16 protein-coding genes are annotated in these 15,904 nt (G+C 70.8%); 11 read left to right on the plus strand and 5 right to left on the minus strand.

Annotated features, from left to right (window positions below):
* Nucleotides 1-3: 3 nt before the first annotated feature.
* Nucleotides 4-636, minus strand: coding sequence for a translation initiation factor IF-3 (gene infC / locus K1T34_RS51080; RefSeq protein WP_220241960.1), 633 nt, complete (start codon nt 634-636; stop codon nt 4-6).
* Between the two features lie 205 nt (nt 637-841).
* On the opposite strand from infC, the gene K1T34_RS51085 reads away from it, so the two are divergent.
* The 3 genes from K1T34_RS51085 (at nt 842) to K1T34_RS51095 (ending at nt 2,987) form a co-directional block, all read left to right on the plus strand.
* Nucleotides 842-1,222: a DUF1844 domain-containing protein gene (locus K1T34_RS51085; protein WP_220241961.1), complete on the plus strand. Its 381-nt coding sequence runs from the start codon at nt 842-844 to the stop codon at nt 1,220-1,222.
* A gap of 104 nt (nt 1,223-1,326) precedes the next feature.
* A complete protein-coding gene (locus K1T34_RS51090; protein ID WP_370643586.1) occupies nt 1,327-1,992 on the plus strand; it encodes a GntR family transcriptional regulator in 666 nt (221 codons plus the stop codon).
* The gene (locus K1T34_RS51095) at nt 1,989-2,987 is read left to right on the plus strand and encodes a 1-aminocyclopropane-1-carboxylate deaminase (protein ID WP_220241963.1); all 999 of its coding nucleotides are present in this window, start codon (nt 1,989-1,991) and stop codon (nt 2,985-2,987) included. Before K1T34_RS51090 ends, K1T34_RS51095 begins: the two co-directional genes overlap by 4 nt.
* Before the next feature lie 66 nt (nt 2,988-3,053).
* Here K1T34_RS51095 and K1T34_RS51100 read toward each other — a convergent pair whose 3' ends face one another.
* Genes K1T34_RS51100 through K1T34_RS51110 form a run of 3 tightly spaced genes read right to left on the minus strand, consistent with a single transcriptional unit; the run spans nt 3,054 to nt 5,166 of the window.
* On the minus strand, nt 3,054-3,437 hold the full coding sequence (locus K1T34_RS51100) for a RidA family protein (RefSeq protein WP_220241964.1): 384 nt from the start codon (nt 3,435-3,437) through the stop codon (nt 3,054-3,056).
* Between the two features lie 2 nt (nt 3,438-3,439).
* Nucleotides 3,440-4,195, minus strand: a complete 756-nt coding sequence (locus K1T34_RS51105; RefSeq protein ID WP_220241965.1) for an IclR family transcriptional regulator — start codon at nt 4,193-4,195, stop codon at nt 3,440-3,442.
* Nucleotides 4,192-5,166 carry a sugar kinase gene (locus K1T34_RS51110; protein WP_255638177.1) on the minus strand — a complete coding sequence of 325 codons (975 nt, stop codon included), beginning with the start codon at nt 5,164-5,166 and terminating at the stop codon, nt 4,192-4,194. Before K1T34_RS51110 ends, K1T34_RS51105 begins: the two co-directional genes overlap by 4 nt.
* Nucleotides 5,167-5,292: 126 nt before the next feature.
* Between K1T34_RS51110 and K1T34_RS51115 the strand changes: the two genes are divergently transcribed.
* From K1T34_RS51115 to K1T34_RS51150, 8 genes are all read left to right on the plus strand, one after another.
* Nucleotides 5,293-6,597: an amino acid deaminase gene (locus K1T34_RS51115; protein WP_220241967.1), complete on the plus strand. Its 1,305-nt coding sequence runs from the start codon at nt 5,293-5,295 to the stop codon at nt 6,595-6,597.
* Nucleotides 6,597-8,192, plus strand: coding sequence for an amidohydrolase family protein (locus K1T34_RS51120; protein WP_220241968.1), 1,596 nt, complete (start codon nt 6,597-6,599; stop codon nt 8,190-8,192). The genes K1T34_RS51115 and K1T34_RS51120 overlap by 1 nt, the downstream gene beginning before the upstream one ends.
* The gene (locus K1T34_RS51125) at nt 8,189-9,580 is read left to right on the plus strand and encodes a GntP family permease (RefSeq protein ID WP_220241969.1); all 1,392 of its coding nucleotides are present in this window, start codon (nt 8,189-8,191) and stop codon (nt 9,578-9,580) included. Before K1T34_RS51120 ends, K1T34_RS51125 begins: the two co-directional genes overlap by 4 nt.
* Nucleotides 9,581-9,618: 38 nt before the next feature.
* A complete protein-coding gene (locus tag K1T34_RS51130; RefSeq protein WP_220241970.1) occupies nt 9,619-10,761 on the plus strand; it encodes a lactonase family protein in 1,143 nt (380 codons plus the stop codon).
* A gap of 71 nt (nt 10,762-10,832) precedes the next feature.
* On the plus strand, nt 10,833-12,125 hold the full coding sequence (locus tag K1T34_RS51135) for an extracellular solute-binding protein (RefSeq protein WP_220241971.1): 1,293 nt from the start codon (nt 10,833-10,835) through the stop codon (nt 12,123-12,125).
* Entirely contained in the window at nt 12,125-13,081 is a 957-nt protein-coding gene (locus K1T34_RS51140) for a carbohydrate ABC transporter permease (RefSeq protein WP_220241972.1), read from the plus strand. Before K1T34_RS51135 ends, K1T34_RS51140 begins: the two co-directional genes overlap by 1 nt.
* Nucleotides 13,072-13,965: a carbohydrate ABC transporter permease gene (locus K1T34_RS51145; protein WP_220241973.1), complete on the plus strand. Its 894-nt coding sequence runs from the start codon at nt 13,072-13,074 to the stop codon at nt 13,963-13,965. The genes K1T34_RS51140 and K1T34_RS51145 overlap by 10 nt, the downstream gene beginning before the upstream one ends.
* Before the next feature lie 2 nt (nt 13,966-13,967).
* Nucleotides 13,968-15,356, plus strand: coding sequence for a beta-N-acetylhexosaminidase (locus K1T34_RS51150; RefSeq protein WP_220241974.1), 1,389 nt, complete (start codon nt 13,968-13,970; stop codon nt 15,354-15,356).
* A gap of 3 nt (nt 15,357-15,359) precedes the next feature.
* On the opposite strand, the gene K1T34_RS51155 is transcribed toward K1T34_RS51150, so the two are convergent.
* Entirely contained in the window at nt 15,360-15,788 is a 429-nt protein-coding gene (locus K1T34_RS51155; protein WP_220241975.1) for a hypothetical protein, read from the minus strand.
* Nucleotides 15,789-15,904: the final 116 nt, after the last annotated feature.

Raw genomic sequence — 15,904 nt, forward strand, 5'->3', positions numbered from 1 at the left:
GCGTTACGCCTCGGGCACCTCGGCCTCGGCCTTGACGGCCTTGGGCTTCACGTTCTTGTGCGGGGCCAGCACCATGATCATGTTGCGACCGTCCTGCTTGGGCGACGATTCGACGAAGCCCAGCTCGGTCACGTCGTCGGCCAGCTTCTGCAGCAGCCGGAAACCGAGCTCCGGCCGGGACTGCTCGCGACCGCGGAACATGATCGTGACCTTGACCTTGTTGCCTGCCGCCAGGAACCGCGACACGTGACCCTTCTTGGTCTCGTAGTCGTGCTGGTCGATCTTCGGACGCAGCTTCTGTTCCTTGATGACGGTCAACTGCTGGTTGCGGCGGGACTCGCGGGCCTTCTGCGCGCTCTCGTACTTGAACTTGCCGAAGTCCATGAGCTTGCATACGGGCGGGCGGGCCTGAGGCGCGACCTCGACGAGGTCGAGATCGTTCTCCTGTGCCAGCCGCAGCGCATCTTCGATCCGGACGATGCCGACCTGCTCGCCGTTGGGTCCGACGAGCCGGACTTCCGGCACCCGGATACGTTCGTTGATGCGTGTCTCGGAGCTGATGGGGCCTCCTTGGTCCGAGTGACTACTTCTCTTCTCGACCTGGTGCCCACATGACTCAGGCCCCGTCTCCGGCATCCTGCCGGTTCACGGGGCCCGCTCTGTCTCCGATCGCGCCCGATCACCAGGATCGAACGCTTCGCCGAAATGACAGATGTACCGACATCCACCACTTCGGCGAGACCGGACCCGGACACCTGAAGCGGTGACGCGGGTGGGAGCGGGGCTCCACTTGCCGCCCCCGATTCCTCAGGGGCTGGTCGCTCGTGGAAGGGTACCAGACGTGTCAGAACAACCTTCGCCGCAGCCCCCGTATTCCCCCCATCAGCCCCCCTACTCCCCGGACGTCCGCGACCTTGAGGACATCCCGAGCGTCGAGGTGATCAGCCGCGCGGCCGTGATGCTGATGTCGGCCGCCGCCGAACGCCTGGGCCTGGCCGACGCCGACCCGGACACCTCGCCCCACCGCGACCTCGACGAGGCGCGCCGGCTCATCACGGCGCTGGCCGGGCTCATCACGTCGTCCGTAGAGTACCTGGGCCTGCACGCCGGCCCGCTGCGCGACGGGTTGCAGTCGCTGCAGAAGGCGTTCCGCGAAGCTTCCGCCGTCCCCGACGCGCCGGGCCAGGGCCCGGGCGAGAAGTACACCGGCCCGGTCTACTGACCGTCGCTTCCGAGGCCCGTCCGCCACCCCGCGGACGGGCCTTCGTCGTCCCGGAGTCCCGAAGGCCTTGTCGAACAGCTCGAAAGACATCTAACATGTTAGATGTGAGTCCGCTTCCCAAAGTCACCCGGCCGCTGCTGCGCGACGAGGCCTACGACCGCATCCGCCAGGCCATCATCGACGGCAGCCTCGCGCCCGGCACCCCGCTGCGCGACGCCGACCTGGCCGAAGAGCTCGGCCTGTCGCGCGCTCCCGTGCGCCAAGCCTTGCTGCGCCTGGCCGGCGACGGGCTCGTCGAGTCCAAGCCGCAGAGCTACACACGCGTGGCCGCGATCGCGGGCGACGAGGTGCGCGACGCCGTTCAGCTCGTCCGCGCGCTGCACGAGTTCGCCATCCGCCAGGCCCTTCCCCGGCTCGGCACCGAGCAGGCCGCCGCTATGCGCGCGGCCAACGAGCGCTTCGCCGCAGCGGTCGGTTCGGGTGACGTCGCCGCGGCGATCGCCGCCGACGACGAACTGCACGACGTGCCCGTACGCGCGTGCGGCAACCGCGCCGTCGCCGCGACGCTCGAGCGCTACACCCCGCTGCTGCGCCGGCTCGAGTACGCGCGCTTCAGCTCCCTTCCCGCGCACCGCTCGATCCGGCGGCACACCGAACTCGTCGACGCGATCGAAGCCGGAGACGCCGAAACCGCCGCCGCCGTCACCTCGACCATCTGGTCCGACCTCGAAGCCAGCCTGGAAACAGCCGAAACCCTGGAGACCCCGTGAGCCTCGCCGACTTCCCGCGTTTCCCGCTGATGATCGGCCCGTCGCCGATCCACCGGCTCGACCGCCTCACCGAGCACCTCGGCGGCGCGGCCGTGTGGGCCAAACGCGAAGACCTCAACTCCGGTCTCGCCTACGGCGGAAACAAAACCCGCAAGCTCGAGTACCTCGTGGCCGACGCGCTCGCCCAGGGCGCCGACACGCTCGTCTCCATCGGCGGCGTGCAGTCCAACCACACCCGTCAGGTCGCCGCGGCCGCGGCCCGCGCGGGCCTGAAAGCCGTGCTGGTGCAGGAAAGCTGGGTCGACTGGCACGACCCGCTGCACGACAAGGTCGGCAACATCCAGCTGTCGCGGATCCTGGGCGCCGACGTGCGGCTTGTCGAGGCCGGCTTCGGCATCGGCTTCAAGGAGAGCTGGGAGCAGGTCCTCGCGGAGGTCCAGGACGGCGGCGGGAAGCCGTACGCGATTCCGGCCGGCGCGTCCGACCACCCGCTGGGCGGGCTCGGCTTCGCGGGCTGGGTCGCGGAGCTGGAAGAACAGGAGCGCGAGCTCGGCGTTTTCTTCGACACCGTGGTGGTCTGCTCGGTCACCGGGAGCACTCAGGCCGGGATGGTGGCGGGCGCCGCGCTGAGCGGACAACCCCGCCGGATCCTCGGGATCGACGCGTCGGCCAAGCCCGCAGAGACGCGCGAGCAGATCACCCGCATCGCCAAGAACACCGCGGAGCTCATCGGCGCACCCGGCATCGGCGACGTGCTCCTCGACGAGCGCTACCACGCCGGCGTCTACGGCATCCCCGACGAGTCCACACTGGACGCGATCCGCACGGCGGCGCGGCTCGAGGGCATGATCACCGACCCCGTGTACGAGGGGAAGTCCATGGCCGGGCTCATCGATCTCGTCCGCTCCGGTGAGATCCCCCGCGAGTCGAATGTGCTCTACGCGCACCTCGGCGGCCAGCCGGCGATCAACGCCTACACGAGCGTGCTGGGCTGACCCGGGCGCCTGGGCCAGCCACCCCGGCGAGCCCAGGCGAACCCGGCAAAACTCAGTGCACCGAACTCAGTCGAGCACGCAGAGCACGTCGATCTCCACGAGGAGACCGGCGGGCAGGCCGACGTAGACCGTGGTGCGAGCCGAGTGCGGGCCGTCGCCGATCAGCTCGTTGTAGACCTCGTTGAACGGTGCGAAGTGGCTCGTGTCGGTGAGGTACACGCGCACCATCACCGCGTCGGCCCAGCCCGAACCGGCCTCGGTGAGCAGGGCCTCGATGTTCTTGGACACCTGCCGCGTCTGCGTCGCGATGTCGTCGCCGACGACCGCGCCGGTCGCGGGGTCGAACGCGACCGTGCCCGCGACCTGCAGGATGTTGCCCTTGCGGACGGCCTGCGAGAACTTCGCCGGCGGCTTCGGCGCGTTCTCGGTCGTGATCGCCGTCTTGCCCATCATTACCCCTTTCCGTTCCCCGTCCATCCACTGTGGACGGAAGCCTCGTCGGTGGCGGCCCTCAGCTCGGGCACGAGCGCGAGCAGGCCGTCGTAGTCCAGCAGCACCTTCGGCACCGACATCGACGCCGCGGCCAGCACCTCGCCGCCCGCGCCGCGCACGGGGGCCGCGATGCAGTGGATGAAGTCCTCGTGCTCGGCGTTGTCCACGGCGTAACCGCGTTCGGCGACCTTCTCCAGTTCCGCCAAGTACGCCTCGGGTGAGGTGATCGTGTTCGGCGTGAGCACCACGTAGTCCAGCGAACGCGCGATCTCCTCGCGCCGCGCCCGCGGCATCGCGGCCACGAGCACCTTGCCGACGGCGGTGCAGTGCAGGGGCGCGCGTTTGCCGATGCGGGAGTACATCCGCACGGAGTGATGGCCTTCGAACTTGTCGATGTAGACGACTTCGCCGTCCTCATAGGACGCGAGGTGCACGGTGTGCCCGGTGCGGATGTTGAGCGCCGCGAGCGAGTCGTGGGAGCTGCGGCGCACGTCGTGGTCTTCCAGCGCCTGGTTCGCGAGGTCGAACAGCGCGCTGCCGAGGCGGTAGTGGCGGGTTCCCTCGCGGCGCACGAAGTGGTGCGACTCGAGTGTGCGCAACAGCCGCAGCACGGTCGTCTTGTGCACGCCGATCTCCTCGGCGAGCTCGTCCAGCGTCTTCGCGCCGCGGGCGAGCCCGGCCAGCACGGTCAGCGCCCGGTCCAGGCTCTGGCTCACCTCACCACCACACCCTCTCCCGTCAGGCGGGCCGCGCTCCACTCTTCGGCGTCCGCGCGCAGCAGCGTATCCACCACAGGGGCGGGCAGGGGCACGCCGACGTCGTCGTGGGTCAGCAGGGTCGCGGCGGCCTGCAGGTGCCCGCGGCGCAGCCGGGTCGACGGGTCGGCGCCGCGCAGGGTGGCGGCGAGGAACCCGGCCGCGAACGCGTCGCCCGCACCGACCGGCTCGATCACGTCCACGCGCAGCGCGGGTTCGAACACCGGCGCCGCCTCGCCTTCGACGAGCGTCGCGCCGCGTTCGCCGTGCTTCACCACGAGGGTGCGTGGCCCGGGCAGCAGCTTCCGCAGCCGCGCGGGGTCACCGGTCCCCCACACGCGTTCGGCCTCGTCGTCGCCGGTGAGCACGAGGTCGGCGCGCCCGGCCAGCTCCGCGAGCACGGAGAGGTCCTGTCCCAGCGCCGGCCGGTGGTTGACGTCGAACGACACGAGCCGCTCGCCGCGCGGGGCCTCCAGCACCGCGCGCACGAGCGCGAGGCAACTGGCCGACAACGCGGGCGTGATCCCGGACAGGTGCAGCACGCGCACGCCGCCGAGGTGCAGCCGGCTCACGAGGTCCGGTCCGAGCGCCGAGGCGGCCGAACCGGTGCGGTAATAACGCACCGGGCTTCCCTGGGCGCCGCTTTCCTTGACGTACAGGCCCGTCGGACGCGCCAGATCGATCTCGACACCGCTCACGTCGACGCCGGCCGAAGCGATCTCCCGCACCAGCGCGCGGCCGAACGGGTCGTCGCCGACCGCGCTCACCCACGCGCTCGGAACACCGAGCGCGGGCAGGTGGCACGCGACATTCGACTCGGCGCCGCCGAAGGTGCGCAGCCAGCTGCGCACCTGTTCGGGTGGGCCGGGTTCGGCCGGCACGAACAGGGCCATCGACTCGCCGATGCAGAGCACCTCGGGCGGGCTCGTCACTGACTTTCTCCCTGTTCCGTCACCCCGTTGACCTGTGGCGAACCGGATGCTACACCTATGTCGCGCATTTTGCGCAACGCCCGTTGCACTATACGCAACCATATTCGGTCCACGAGGTCTGAATCGATGAACAGCTCCGAGCACGCCGCCCTGGCCGCCGCCGTCCGCGCAGGCCGGGACGAGAAGATCGACTGGCGCTTCCGCTCGATCGCGCCCGCGCTGGCCGGGCTCACCCTCGACGAGGCCGCGGCCCGGCGCGCGAACCTGTTCGCCGACGGCTTCTTCGGCCCGTTCGTGGTGCTCGACGCCGCGGCGCTGGAGCACAACCTCGCCACCATGGCCGCGTGGTGTGACGGGCACGGGATCGCGCTCGCGCCGCACGGCAAGACCACGATGGCGCCCGAGCTGTTCGCGCGCCAGCTCGAGCACGGCGCGTGGGGCGTCACCGCCGCCAACGCCGGGCACCTGCGGATCTACCGCGCGTTCGGCGTCTCGCGGATCCTGCTGGCCAACCAGCTCGTGGACCCGGCGGGCCTGCGCTGGCTCGCGGCCGAGCTGGCGGCGGATCCGACGTTCGAGTTCGTGTGCTGGGCCGACTCCGTGCGGGGCGTCGAGCTGATGACCGAGGCGCTGGCCGGTTGCGCGCGGCCGGTCGACGTGCTCGTGGAACTGGGCGGCGCAGGCGGGCGCACAGGGGTGCGCGACCCCGAGACCGCGCTGGCCGTGGCCGAGGCCATCGCCAAGAGCCCGGCGCTGCGGTTGCGCGGCACCGGCGGTTACGAGGGCGCGTTGTCGCACGACACCGACGACGCCGCCCTGACCAAGATCAGTTCCTATGTGGACACCCTGCGCGACTCGGCGATCGCGTTCGCGGAAAAGGGCCTGCTCGCCGAAGGCCAGGTGTACGTGACGGCCGGCGGGAGCGCGTACTTCGACCGTGTGGCCCAGGAGCTCACGAAACCGTGGCCGGACGGGATGGATGTGCTGCCGATCCTGCGCAGCGGCGCCTACGTGACTCATGACGACGGCTTCTACCGCGAGATCTCACCGCTCGGCGTGCACCCACGCCTGACCGGCGTCGCGCCGTTCCACGCCGCGCTGCACGCGTGGGCGCAGGTCACCTCGAAGCCCACTCCCGAGCTGGCGCTGCTCACCGCCGGCAAGCGCGATCTGCCCTACGACGAGGGTATGCCGGAGCCGCAGCTGCTGCGCAAGAACGGCGTCAACGCCGAGCTGACCGGCCACGCCGTGACGAAGCTGAACGACCAGCACGCGTTCCTCGCGCTGTCCGCCGGCTCGCCCGTCGAGGTCGGCGACTGGGTGCGGCTCGGGCTTTCGCACCCGTGCACGACGTTCGACAAGTGGTCGCTGCTGCCGGTGGTGGACACCGACGGCGAGACGGTCGTCGACTTCGTGCGGACGTGGTTCTGATGGATCTGGTCTTCCGCGGCGCCCAAGTCGCGGACGGCACCGGCGACCCGCTGGCCCGCCGCGACGTCGGCGTCACCGGCGACCGCATCACCGAGGTCGCCGAGCCGGGCTCGCTCACCGGAAAGCGCCTTCTGGACGCCGACGGCCTCGTGCTCGCGCCCGGGTTCATCGACATGCACTCGCACTCCGACCTGCAGCTGCTCACGAACCCGGACCATCTCGCGAAGGTCTCCCAGGGCGTGACCACCGAGGTGCTCGGCCAGGACGGCCTCTCGTACGCGCCGGTCGACGACACCGTGCTCGAAGCCCTGCGCCAGCAGCTCGCCGGCTGGAACGACGACCCGGCCGGCTTCGACTGGAACTGGCGCTCGGTCGGCGAGTACCTCGACCGGCTCGACAGCGGCGTCGCCGTGAACGCCGCCTACCTCGTGCCGCAGGGCACGGTCCGGATGCTCGCCGTCGGCTGGGAGAACCGGCCGGCGACCGACGCCGAGCTCGACCGCATGAAAGAGCTGATCGCGACCGGGCTCGAAGAAGGCGCTTTCGGGCTGTCCTCGGGGCTCACCTACACGCCGGGCATGTACGCGGACACGGCCGAGCTCGTCGAGCTGTGCCGCGTGGTCGGCGCGCATGGCGGCTACTACAGCCCTCACCACCGCAGCTACGGCGCGGGCGCGCTGGAGGCCTTCGCCGAGATGGTCGACGTTTCGCGCCGCGCGGACTGCCCGCTGCACCTCGCGCACGCCACGATGAACTTCTCCGTCAACAAGGGCAAAGCGCCGGAGCTGCTGAAGCTGCTGGACGACGCCCTCGACGCCGGCGGAGACATCACCCTCGACACCTACCCGTATCTGCCGGGCGCCACCTACCTGTCGGCGCTGCTGCCGAGCTGGGCCACCGAGGGCGGGCTCGACGCGACTCTCGCGCGACTGTCCGATGCGGACAGCCGTGAGCGGATCCGCGTCGAGATCGAGGAGACCGGCTCGGACGGCGCGCACGGCGTGCCCATCGACTGGTCCGGCATCGAGATCAACGGCGTGCGCCGGCAGAGCAACGCCGGCCTCGTGGGCCACAGCGTCGCGGAGTCCGCGCGGGCACAAGGTAAAACGCCCGCCGAGCTGTACTTCGCCACGCTGGTCGACGAGCGCCTCGGCACCTCGTGCCTGATGCACATCGGCCACGAGGAGAACGTGCAGGCGATCATGCGCCACCGCACGCACACCGGCGGTTCCGACGGCCTGCTCGTCGGCAACCGGCCGCACCCGCGGGCCTGGGGCACGTTCCCCCGGTACCTCGCCCGCTACGTCCGTGAACTGGGCGTGCTCGGGCTGGCCGACTGCGTCGCGCACCTCACCGGACGCGCGGCGCGGCGGCTGCGGCTCGCCGACCGGGGCCTCGTGCGCCCCGGGTACGCGGCCGACCTGGTGTTGTTCGATCCCGCCACGATCACCGACACCGCCACCTTCGAAAACCCGAGGCAGCCCGCCGAGGGGATCTCCCACGTTTTCGTGAACGGCGTCGCCGCGATCGAGGACACCCACCCCACCGGCGCCCTCGCCGGCCATTCCCTTCGTCACCCCGGGAGGGGCCGATGATCCACTGGCTGCAGACCACGACCGGCGGTCTGCTCACGCTCGCCGCGGTTTCGATCGCCGTCCTGCTCGTGCTCATCATCAAGGTCAAGGTCGAACCGTTCATCGCGCTGATCGTGGTGGGCGTGCTCACCGCGCTGGCCGCCGGGCTGCCGGTCGGCACACTGGTCGGCACCGCGCAGAAAACGTCGGACTCCTTGCTGGAAAAGGGGTTCGGCAGCATCCTCGGGCACATCACGGCGATCATCGGCCTCGGCACGCTGCTGGGGTCGATCCTCGAACGCTCCGGTGGCGCCCGCGTGCTGACCTCGGCGCTGCTGCGCTCCTTCGGCGAGAAACGCGCGCCGCTCGCGATGGGCCTGTCCGGCCTGATCTTCGGCATCCCGGTGTTCTTCGACATCGGCATCTTCGTGCTGGCGCCGCTCGTTTACGCCGCGGCCAAGCAGGGCGGCCGTTCGATCGTGCTGTACGCGATGCCGCTGCTGGCGGGTCTGTCGATCACGCACGCGTTCATCCCGCCGCACCCCGGCCCGGTCGCGGCGGCCGGGTTGCTGCACGTGGACCTCGGCTGGCTCATCCTGATGGGCGCGGTCTGCGGCATCCCGGCGTGGTTCGTCGGCGGCATCCTCTACTCGACGTGGATCGGCAAACGCGTGAACGTGCCGCTCGCCGAGGAATTCGCGAAGCTCGCCGGTGACGATGAGGACGAAGCCACAGACCCGCCTTCGCTCGGCCTGGTCAGCGGCATCATCGCGATCCCGCTCGTGCTGATCCTCGTGGGCACGTTCGGCAGCATCGTGCTGCCGAAGAACTCCGGCGCCGCCGGGGTCGCGGCCTTCCTGGGCACCCCGGCCATCGCGCTGACGATCGCGACGCTGCTCGCGTCGTGGCTGCTGGGCCGCCGGCGCGGCATGACGGGCGCGGACCTGGCGCAGCTGTCGACGAACGCGCTGCGCCCGGTCGCGATGATCCTGCTGGTGGTGGGCGCGGGCTCGTTCTTCGGAGCGGTGCTCTCGGCGACCGGCATCGGCAAGGCCGTCGCCGGCTCACTCGGCGACGCGGGCCTGCCGGTGATCTTCGCGGCGTACATCATCAGCTGCGGCATGCGCATCGCGCAGGGCTCGGCGACGGTCGCGATCGTGACCACGAGCGGCATCGTCGCGCCGACAGTGGTGGAGCTGCACTACTCGCAGCCGCAGCTGGCCCTGATCGTGATCGCGATCTCCGCGGGCTCGATCATCGCCTCCCACGTGAACGACGGCGGGTTCTGGATCGTGTCGCGTTACTTCGGTCTTTCCGTGCCCCAGACGCTGAAAACGTGGACCGCACTCGAAACGGTCCTTTCCGTCAGCGGCTTCGTCGTGGCAGCATTGATCATGGCAGTGGTCTGAACCACCTTCTGGTCCCCTCACCGTTGGGAGAAACCTCGATGGCCGGACTTTCCCGTCGCACGTTCCTCGGCGCCGCCGGCGCCGCCGGACTCGGCACCGTGCTCAGCACCCAGCTCGCGAGCGCCGCACCCGTCGCGTGCCCGCGAGACGCGGGAACCACCGCGTACGTCGGCAGCTACACCAGCACCCCACCGGCCGGACACGGCCTCGACGTCACAGGCCGCACGGGCACCGCGCCGGCGCTCACCCCGGTACGCACCGTCGCGGGCGTGCCCGACGCGTCGTGGTTCGACCGCAGCCGCGACGGCCGCACCCTCTACGTGACCAACGAGGGCGACCCGAACGGCGCGATCTCCGCGCTCGACGTCACCACGGCGACGAGCCCGAGGCTGCTCAACTCCGTGTCGTCGAAGGGCAGCGCGCCCACGCACCTGTCGGTGCACAGCAGCCAGAAGTACGTGCTGGCGGCCAACTACGGCTCGGGCAGCGTGGTCGTGCTGCCGATCCTGGCGGGCGGCAAGCTCGGCCCGGCCACCGACGTGCAGCAGCACACCGGGGCCGAGCGCGACGCGCACGCGCACCAGGTGGTGAACGACCCGACCGGCCAGTGGGTGCTGTCGGTCGACCTCGGCGCCGACTCGGTCTACGTGTACTCGCTCGACACCGGCAGCGGGAAACTCGCGCTGCACCAGCAGGTCGAGCTCCCCTCCGGCGCGGGACCCCGGCACCTGGCGTTCCACCCGAACGGCCGCTACGCCTACCTCGCGCAGGAGCTGCGGCCGGAGATCACCGTGCTGTCCTGGGACGCGGCGGCGGGCAAGCTCACGCCGCTCGCGGTCGTCCCGGCGGTGCCGGCCGGCAGTACCGGCGACCTGTTCCCCGGTGAGATCGCCGTGTCGAAGGACGCGAAGTTCGTCTACGCGACCGTGCGCGGTCCGAACACGATCGCCACGTTCTCGGTCTCCGGCGGCGGCACCACGCTGAAGCTGATGTCCGGTGTGGACACCGGGGGCAACTGGCCGCGCCACCTCGCGCTCTCGCCCGACGAGCGCTGGTTCTACGTGTCCAACCAGCGTTCGGGCACCGTCACCTGGCTGCCGCGCGACCCGGCCACGGGCCTACCCGGCGCGGTCGCCGGCTCGCTGGCCGTGCCGTCGGCCAACTCCGTTTTCTTCGCCTGACCCGGCGTTGCCCGCAGGCGGCGGACCGACCGGTCCGTCGCCTGCGGGCCCTACCCTCTGGGAGCTCAACGATGAGAGTGCGTCGTCCGTCCACCGTCATCAGTGTCGCCGCGGCGCTGGCCCTCCTGGCCGGCTGCGCACCCACGCAGTCCGCCCCGGCCGCGGCCGGCGGGGACGACCAGACCGGCACCCTGCGGGTGTGGCTGTTCGACGAGGCCAGCCGCGCGCCCAAGGAAGCGGCGGTGAAGGAGGCCATCACCGAGTTCAAGGCCGCGCACGCCGGCGTGGACGTCGACGTGCAGTGGGTGCCGGTCGAGGGCCGCGCCGACAAGTTCTCCGGCGCCTTCAACGACCCGTCGAACGCCCCGGATGTCGCCGAGTTCGGCAACACCGATGTGGCGAGCTACGCCCAGACCGGCGCGCTCAGCGACCTCACGGGCGACATCTCGTCGTGGAGCGAGGGCAAGGACCTGCTGCCCTCGGTGCTCGACACCGCGAAGTCGGGCGGCAAGACCTACGGCCTGCCCTGGTACACCGGCATCCGCGCTCTCTACTACCGGACCGACGTGTTCACCGAGCTGGGCCTCAAGCCGCCGGCCACCCTCGCGGAGCTGACCGACGACGCCCGCAAGATCCACGCCGCCAAGCCCGACCTCTACGGCATCTCGACCGGCGGCAAGTACACCTACGCGCTCCTGCCGTTCGTCTGGGCCAACGGTGGTGACGTGGCCAAGTCCGACGGTGGCAAGTGGACGTCCACTGTGGAATCCGCTCAGGCGAAGGCCGGCATCACCGCGTACGCGAACCTGCTCAAGGACGACATCTGCCCGCCCGCCGCGTGCGCGAACCTCACCGGCACGCAGAGCGTGACCGCGTTCGCCGGCGGCAAGGCCGGGATGACCATCGGCGGTGACTTCAACCGCAAGGCCGTGGAGCAGGGCGCGGTGAAGGGCAAGTACGCCGTGGTCCCGCTGCCGGGCACCACCCCGGGCTCGGTCGCGCCCGCGTTCGCCGGCGGCAACCTGCTGGGTGTGTTCGGCGCGAGCAAGCGCCACGGGCTCGCCGTGCAGTTCGCGGAGCTGCTGGCCGGGGCGAAGTACCAGGAGAAGATGTACAACGCCATGGGCAACCTGCCCACGCTGGAGAGCGTGCAGAAGAAGCTCGCGGCGAGCGACCCGACGCTCAAGCCGTTCGTGGACACCCTCGCCGCCGGCACGAAGTTCGTGCCGAGCACGCCCGGCTGGTCGAAGATCGACAGCCAGAACGTGCTGCCCACCGCCGTCCAGCAGATCGCGACCGGCGGCAAGGACGTGGACGGGGCGCTCGCCGACGCCACGGCGGCGATGAACAAGAACTTCGGCTGATGGTCACCCAGCAGCTGCCCGTCTCCGTCCCGGCTCCGGTCGCGCCCCGACGCGCGCGCCGGCGCCGGGACGGCCGGGCGGCCCTGATGTACCTGCTGCCCGCGGGCATCCTGCTCGCGGCGCTGCTGGTGTACCCGATCTACCAGCTGGTGCTGATCTCGTTCTACGACTACGGGCAGCCCCAGGCCGCGGGCGCGGCGCCGCTGGTGTTCCTCGGTTTCGACAACTACGCGGCGCTCCTCCAGGACGTGCAGTTCTGGACGGTGCTCGCGAAGACCGTCGGGTTCGCCGCCGCGTGCGTGATCGGCAGCCTCGTGGTCGGCACGGCGCTGGCGGTGCTGGCGTCGAGGGTGCGCGCGGTGCCGCGCACGCTGCTGTTCCTCGCGGCGCTCGGCGCGTGGTCGACGCCCGCGATCGCCGGCTCGTACGTGTGGCTGTTTCTCTTCGACACCGACTTCGGTCTCGTGAACGAGGTGCTCTCGGGCATCGGCTTCACGGGTATGGCGCACCACTCCTGGACGTTCGGCACCTTCGGCGCGTTCGGGCTCGTGGCGGCCGAGGTGGTCTGGTGCTCGTTCCCGTTCGTGCTGGTCACGATGTACGCCGGGATCAAGGCGATCCCGGAGGAGGTCCTCGAGGCCGCGTCGCTCGACGGCGCGTCGATGTGGCGCAGCACGTGGACGGTCGTGCTGCCGATGGTGCGGCCGCTGCTGATGATCGCGACGATCCAGTCGATCATCTGGGACTTCAAGGTGTTCACGCAGATCTACGTGATGACCAACGGCGGCGGCGTGGCGGGGCGCAACCTCGTGCTCAACGTCTACGCCTACCAGCAGGCCTTCGCCGGGCAGGAGTACGGCCTCGGCTCGGCGATCGGAGTCGTGATGACGGTGCTGCTCCTGTCGATCACCGGGCTGTACGTCCGGTCCCAGCGCCGGAGCACCGCATGGCTGTGATCAGTGCGCGGTCCTCCTCGAAAACCACGGGCCACCGCCGGGTGCGTCGGCCGGGCCGGCTCGTCGCGGAGATCATCACGGTCGTGGTGGCCGGGATCGTGGCGTTCCCGCTCTACTGGATGGTGCTCTCGGCGTTCAAGCCGGCGGGTGAGATCCAGACGGCCGACCCGAAACCGTGGACGCTCGCACCTTCGCTCGACAGCTTCCAGCGGGTGCTCACCGTGTCGGGCTTCGGCCGGTTCTTCGTGAACAGCCTGGTGGTCGCGCTCGCCGTGGTGGTGCTGTCGCTGCTGCTGTCCTTCCTGTCCGCGGTCGCGCTCACGCGGTTCCGCTTCCGCGGGCGCACGGTGCTGCTGGTGATGATCCTCGTGGCGCAGATGGTGCCGGTGGAGGCACTGACGATCCCGCTGTTCTTCCTGATGCGCCAGATCGGCGCGGTCGCGCCGGCGTTCGGGCTCAACGAGCTGGGCTCGCTCGTGCTGGTGCACCTGGCGTTCAGCCTGCCGTTCGCGATCTGGATGCTGCGCGGGTTCGTCGCGGCGGTGCCGGCGGAGCTGGAGGAAGCGGCGAAGCTGGACGGCGCGTCACGGATGCGCTTCACCTGGCAGATCCTGTTCCCGCTGGTGGCGCCCGGCTTGGTCGCCGTGAGCGTGCTGGCGTTCATCCACGCGTGGAACGACTTCCTGTTCGCGAAGACGTTCATCATCTCCAAGACCGAGAACCAGACGCTGCCGCAGGCGATCCTGGTGTTCTTCAAACCGGAGGAGACCGACTGGGGCGCGGTGATGGCGTCGTCCACCCTCATGACGATCCCGGTGCTGGTGTTCTTCGTGCTGGTGCAACGCCGGCTCGTCTCCGGGATGTCCGGCGCGGTGAAAGGCTGATCATGCCCGGGTTCGACACTCTGCTCCCCCGTCCCGTCTCCGTCACGGAGGTCCCGGGCGCGTGCCCGTGGCCGGCGCCGGTCACCGTGCGGCCGGCGCCGGAGCTGCCCGCCGAGGGCTACCGCCTGACGATCACGCCGCGCGGCGTCACGCTGGCGGTCGCCGACGCGGCGGGCGAGGTGTACGGCCGGCAGACGCTGCGCCAGCTCGCCGGGCCGGACGCGTTCCGGGCGGCGTCGATCCGCACTGGGCTGACGCTGCCGTGCGGCGTGGTGGACGACCACCCGCGGTTCGGGTGGCGCGGCTGCCTGCTCGACGTGGCGCGGCACTTCCGCACGAAGGCCGAGGTGCTGCGGTTCGTCGACCTGCTGGCGGCGCACAAGCTCAACGTGCTGAACCTGCACCTGACCGACGACCAGGGCTGGCGGATCGAGGTGCCGCGGTTCCCGCGGCTGACCTCGGTCGGCGGCTGGCGGCGTTCGTCGATGGTCGGGCGCCACGACGGCCCCGAGCGCGACGGCCGTCCCCACGGCGGGTTCTACACCACCGACGACCTGCGGGAGATCGTCGCGTACGCGGCTTCGCGGGCCGTGACGGTGGTGCCGGAGATCGACGTGCCGGGCCACGCCCGCGCGGCCATCGCCGCGTACCCGAAGCTCGGCCCCGATCCCGACGCGGACTGGGAGGTGTGGACGTCCTGGGGCATCAGCACCTCGCTGCTGGATCCTTCGGAGTCCACTTTGGACTTCTTCCGCACCGTGTTCGACCACGTGCTGGACATCTTCCCCTCGCCGGTCATCGGCCTCGGCGGCGACGAGGTGCCGGGCGCGACCGAGGCCCACGGCCGGTTCGTCCGCGAGATCGCCGCGCACCTGGCTTCGCGCGGCCGGCAGGCGCTCGGCTGGGACGAGGTGCTCGACATCGACGACCTCCCGCCCATGGTGATCGGCGCCTGGCAGGACGAGGCGCGCGGCGAGCTAGCCGCGTCGCGGGGTCACGACGTGGTGCTCTCCCCGGAAGACCGCGTGTACCTCGACCACCGCCAGTCCGCCCACCCGGACGAGCCCATCGCCGTCGGCTACCTGCGCACGCTGGAGGACGTCTACACATACGAACCGGCGTTGACCGGTCCCCGCCTGCGCGGCGCCCAGGCCCAGGTCTGGACCGAACACCTCGACACCGCCCGGCGCGTGGACTACGCGGCTTTCCCCCGGCTGAGTGCGTTCGCGGAGCTGGCGTGGAGCACCGGCCCCCGCGACTTCGCCGAGTTTCTGCCGCGGCTGCAAGAGCACCACCTGCCGCGGCTCGACGCGCTGGGGGTGGAGTACCGGCCGCTCGACGGGCCGCACCCGTGGCAGACCCGGCCAGGCGTGCCGGGGCGGCCGCGCTGAGTCCTAGCGCCGCCCGCGGTCCGGCCTGACCACGTGCGGCCCGGGCTTCCCGTCCGGCAGCGCGCTCACCGGACGGACACCCGTGGCCCACCACCAGAACGCCGCTCCGACCACCGCCACCAGCAACCCGCCCACCATCAGGACGACGGCGAGCCACACAACCGACGCCGACAGCGCGGCCATGCCCCCGACCACGGCCAGCACCCCGGCAAAATACACCAGCGCCCACGCCAGCAGCGACTGTCGCACCTTCCGGGCGGCCGCGACACGCAGCCGGAGTTCGGCGCCGCACCAACCGCAGACGGCTGTCGCCGAGGTGTACCCGGTCGCGGGGCGCCGGACGGTGAGCGGCGAGGTACGTTCGCCGCCTTCGGTGCTCCGCTCGTGCGCGAGGTGCCGCAGTCGCAGCCGTGGGCGCGGGTCTCGCTCCACCGGTTTCCCCTTCGTCGGGCTGGTTCGCGGCGACCGTACCGCGCGCCCTGCCGAGCTGTGTAGAGCGTTATACAGAACAGTGAGCGAACAACCATCCGGGTGAAACCGGGCGATTC

Source organism: Amycolatopsis sp. DSM 110486 (genome assembly GCF_019468465.1).
GTDB lineage: Bacteria > Actinomycetota > Actinomycetes > Mycobacteriales > Pseudonocardiaceae > Amycolatopsis.

What these genes read in the sequence shown, in the direction of transcription:
- infC (WP_220241960.1), bottom strand. Translation starts at nt 636, where the DNA reads ATGCCGGAGACGGGGCCTGAGTCATGTGGGCACCAGGTCGAGAAGAGA.
- K1T34_RS51100 (WP_220241964.1), bottom strand. Translation starts at nt 3,437, where the DNA reads ATGGGCAAGACGGCGATCACGACCGAGAACGCGCCGAAGCCGCCGGCG.
- K1T34_RS51115 (WP_220241967.1), top strand. Translation starts at nt 5,293, where the DNA reads ATGAACAGCTCCGAGCACGCCGCCCTGGCCGCCGCCGTCCGCGCAGGC.
- K1T34_RS51120 (WP_220241968.1), top strand. Translation starts at nt 6,597, where the DNA reads ATGGATCTGGTCTTCCGCGGCGCCCAAGTCGCGGACGGCACCGGCGAC.
- K1T34_RS51125 (WP_220241969.1), top strand. Translation starts at nt 8,189, where the DNA reads ATGATCCACTGGCTGCAGACCACGACCGGCGGTCTGCTCACGCTCGCC.
- K1T34_RS51130 (WP_220241970.1), top strand. Translation starts at nt 9,619, where the DNA reads ATGGCCGGACTTTCCCGTCGCACGTTCCTCGGCGCCGCCGGCGCCGCC.
- K1T34_RS51135 (WP_220241971.1), top strand. Translation starts at nt 10,833, where the DNA reads ATGAGAGTGCGTCGTCCGTCCACCGTCATCAGTGTCGCCGCGGCGCTG.
- K1T34_RS51140 (WP_220241972.1), top strand. Translation starts at nt 12,125, where the DNA reads ATGGTCACCCAGCAGCTGCCCGTCTCCGTCCCGGCTCCGGTCGCGCCC.
- K1T34_RS51145 (WP_220241973.1), top strand. Translation starts at nt 13,072, where the DNA reads ATGGCTGTGATCAGTGCGCGGTCCTCCTCGAAAACCACGGGCCACCGC.
- K1T34_RS51150 (WP_220241974.1), top strand. Translation starts at nt 13,968, where the DNA reads ATGCCCGGGTTCGACACTCTGCTCCCCCGTCCCGTCTCCGTCACGGAG.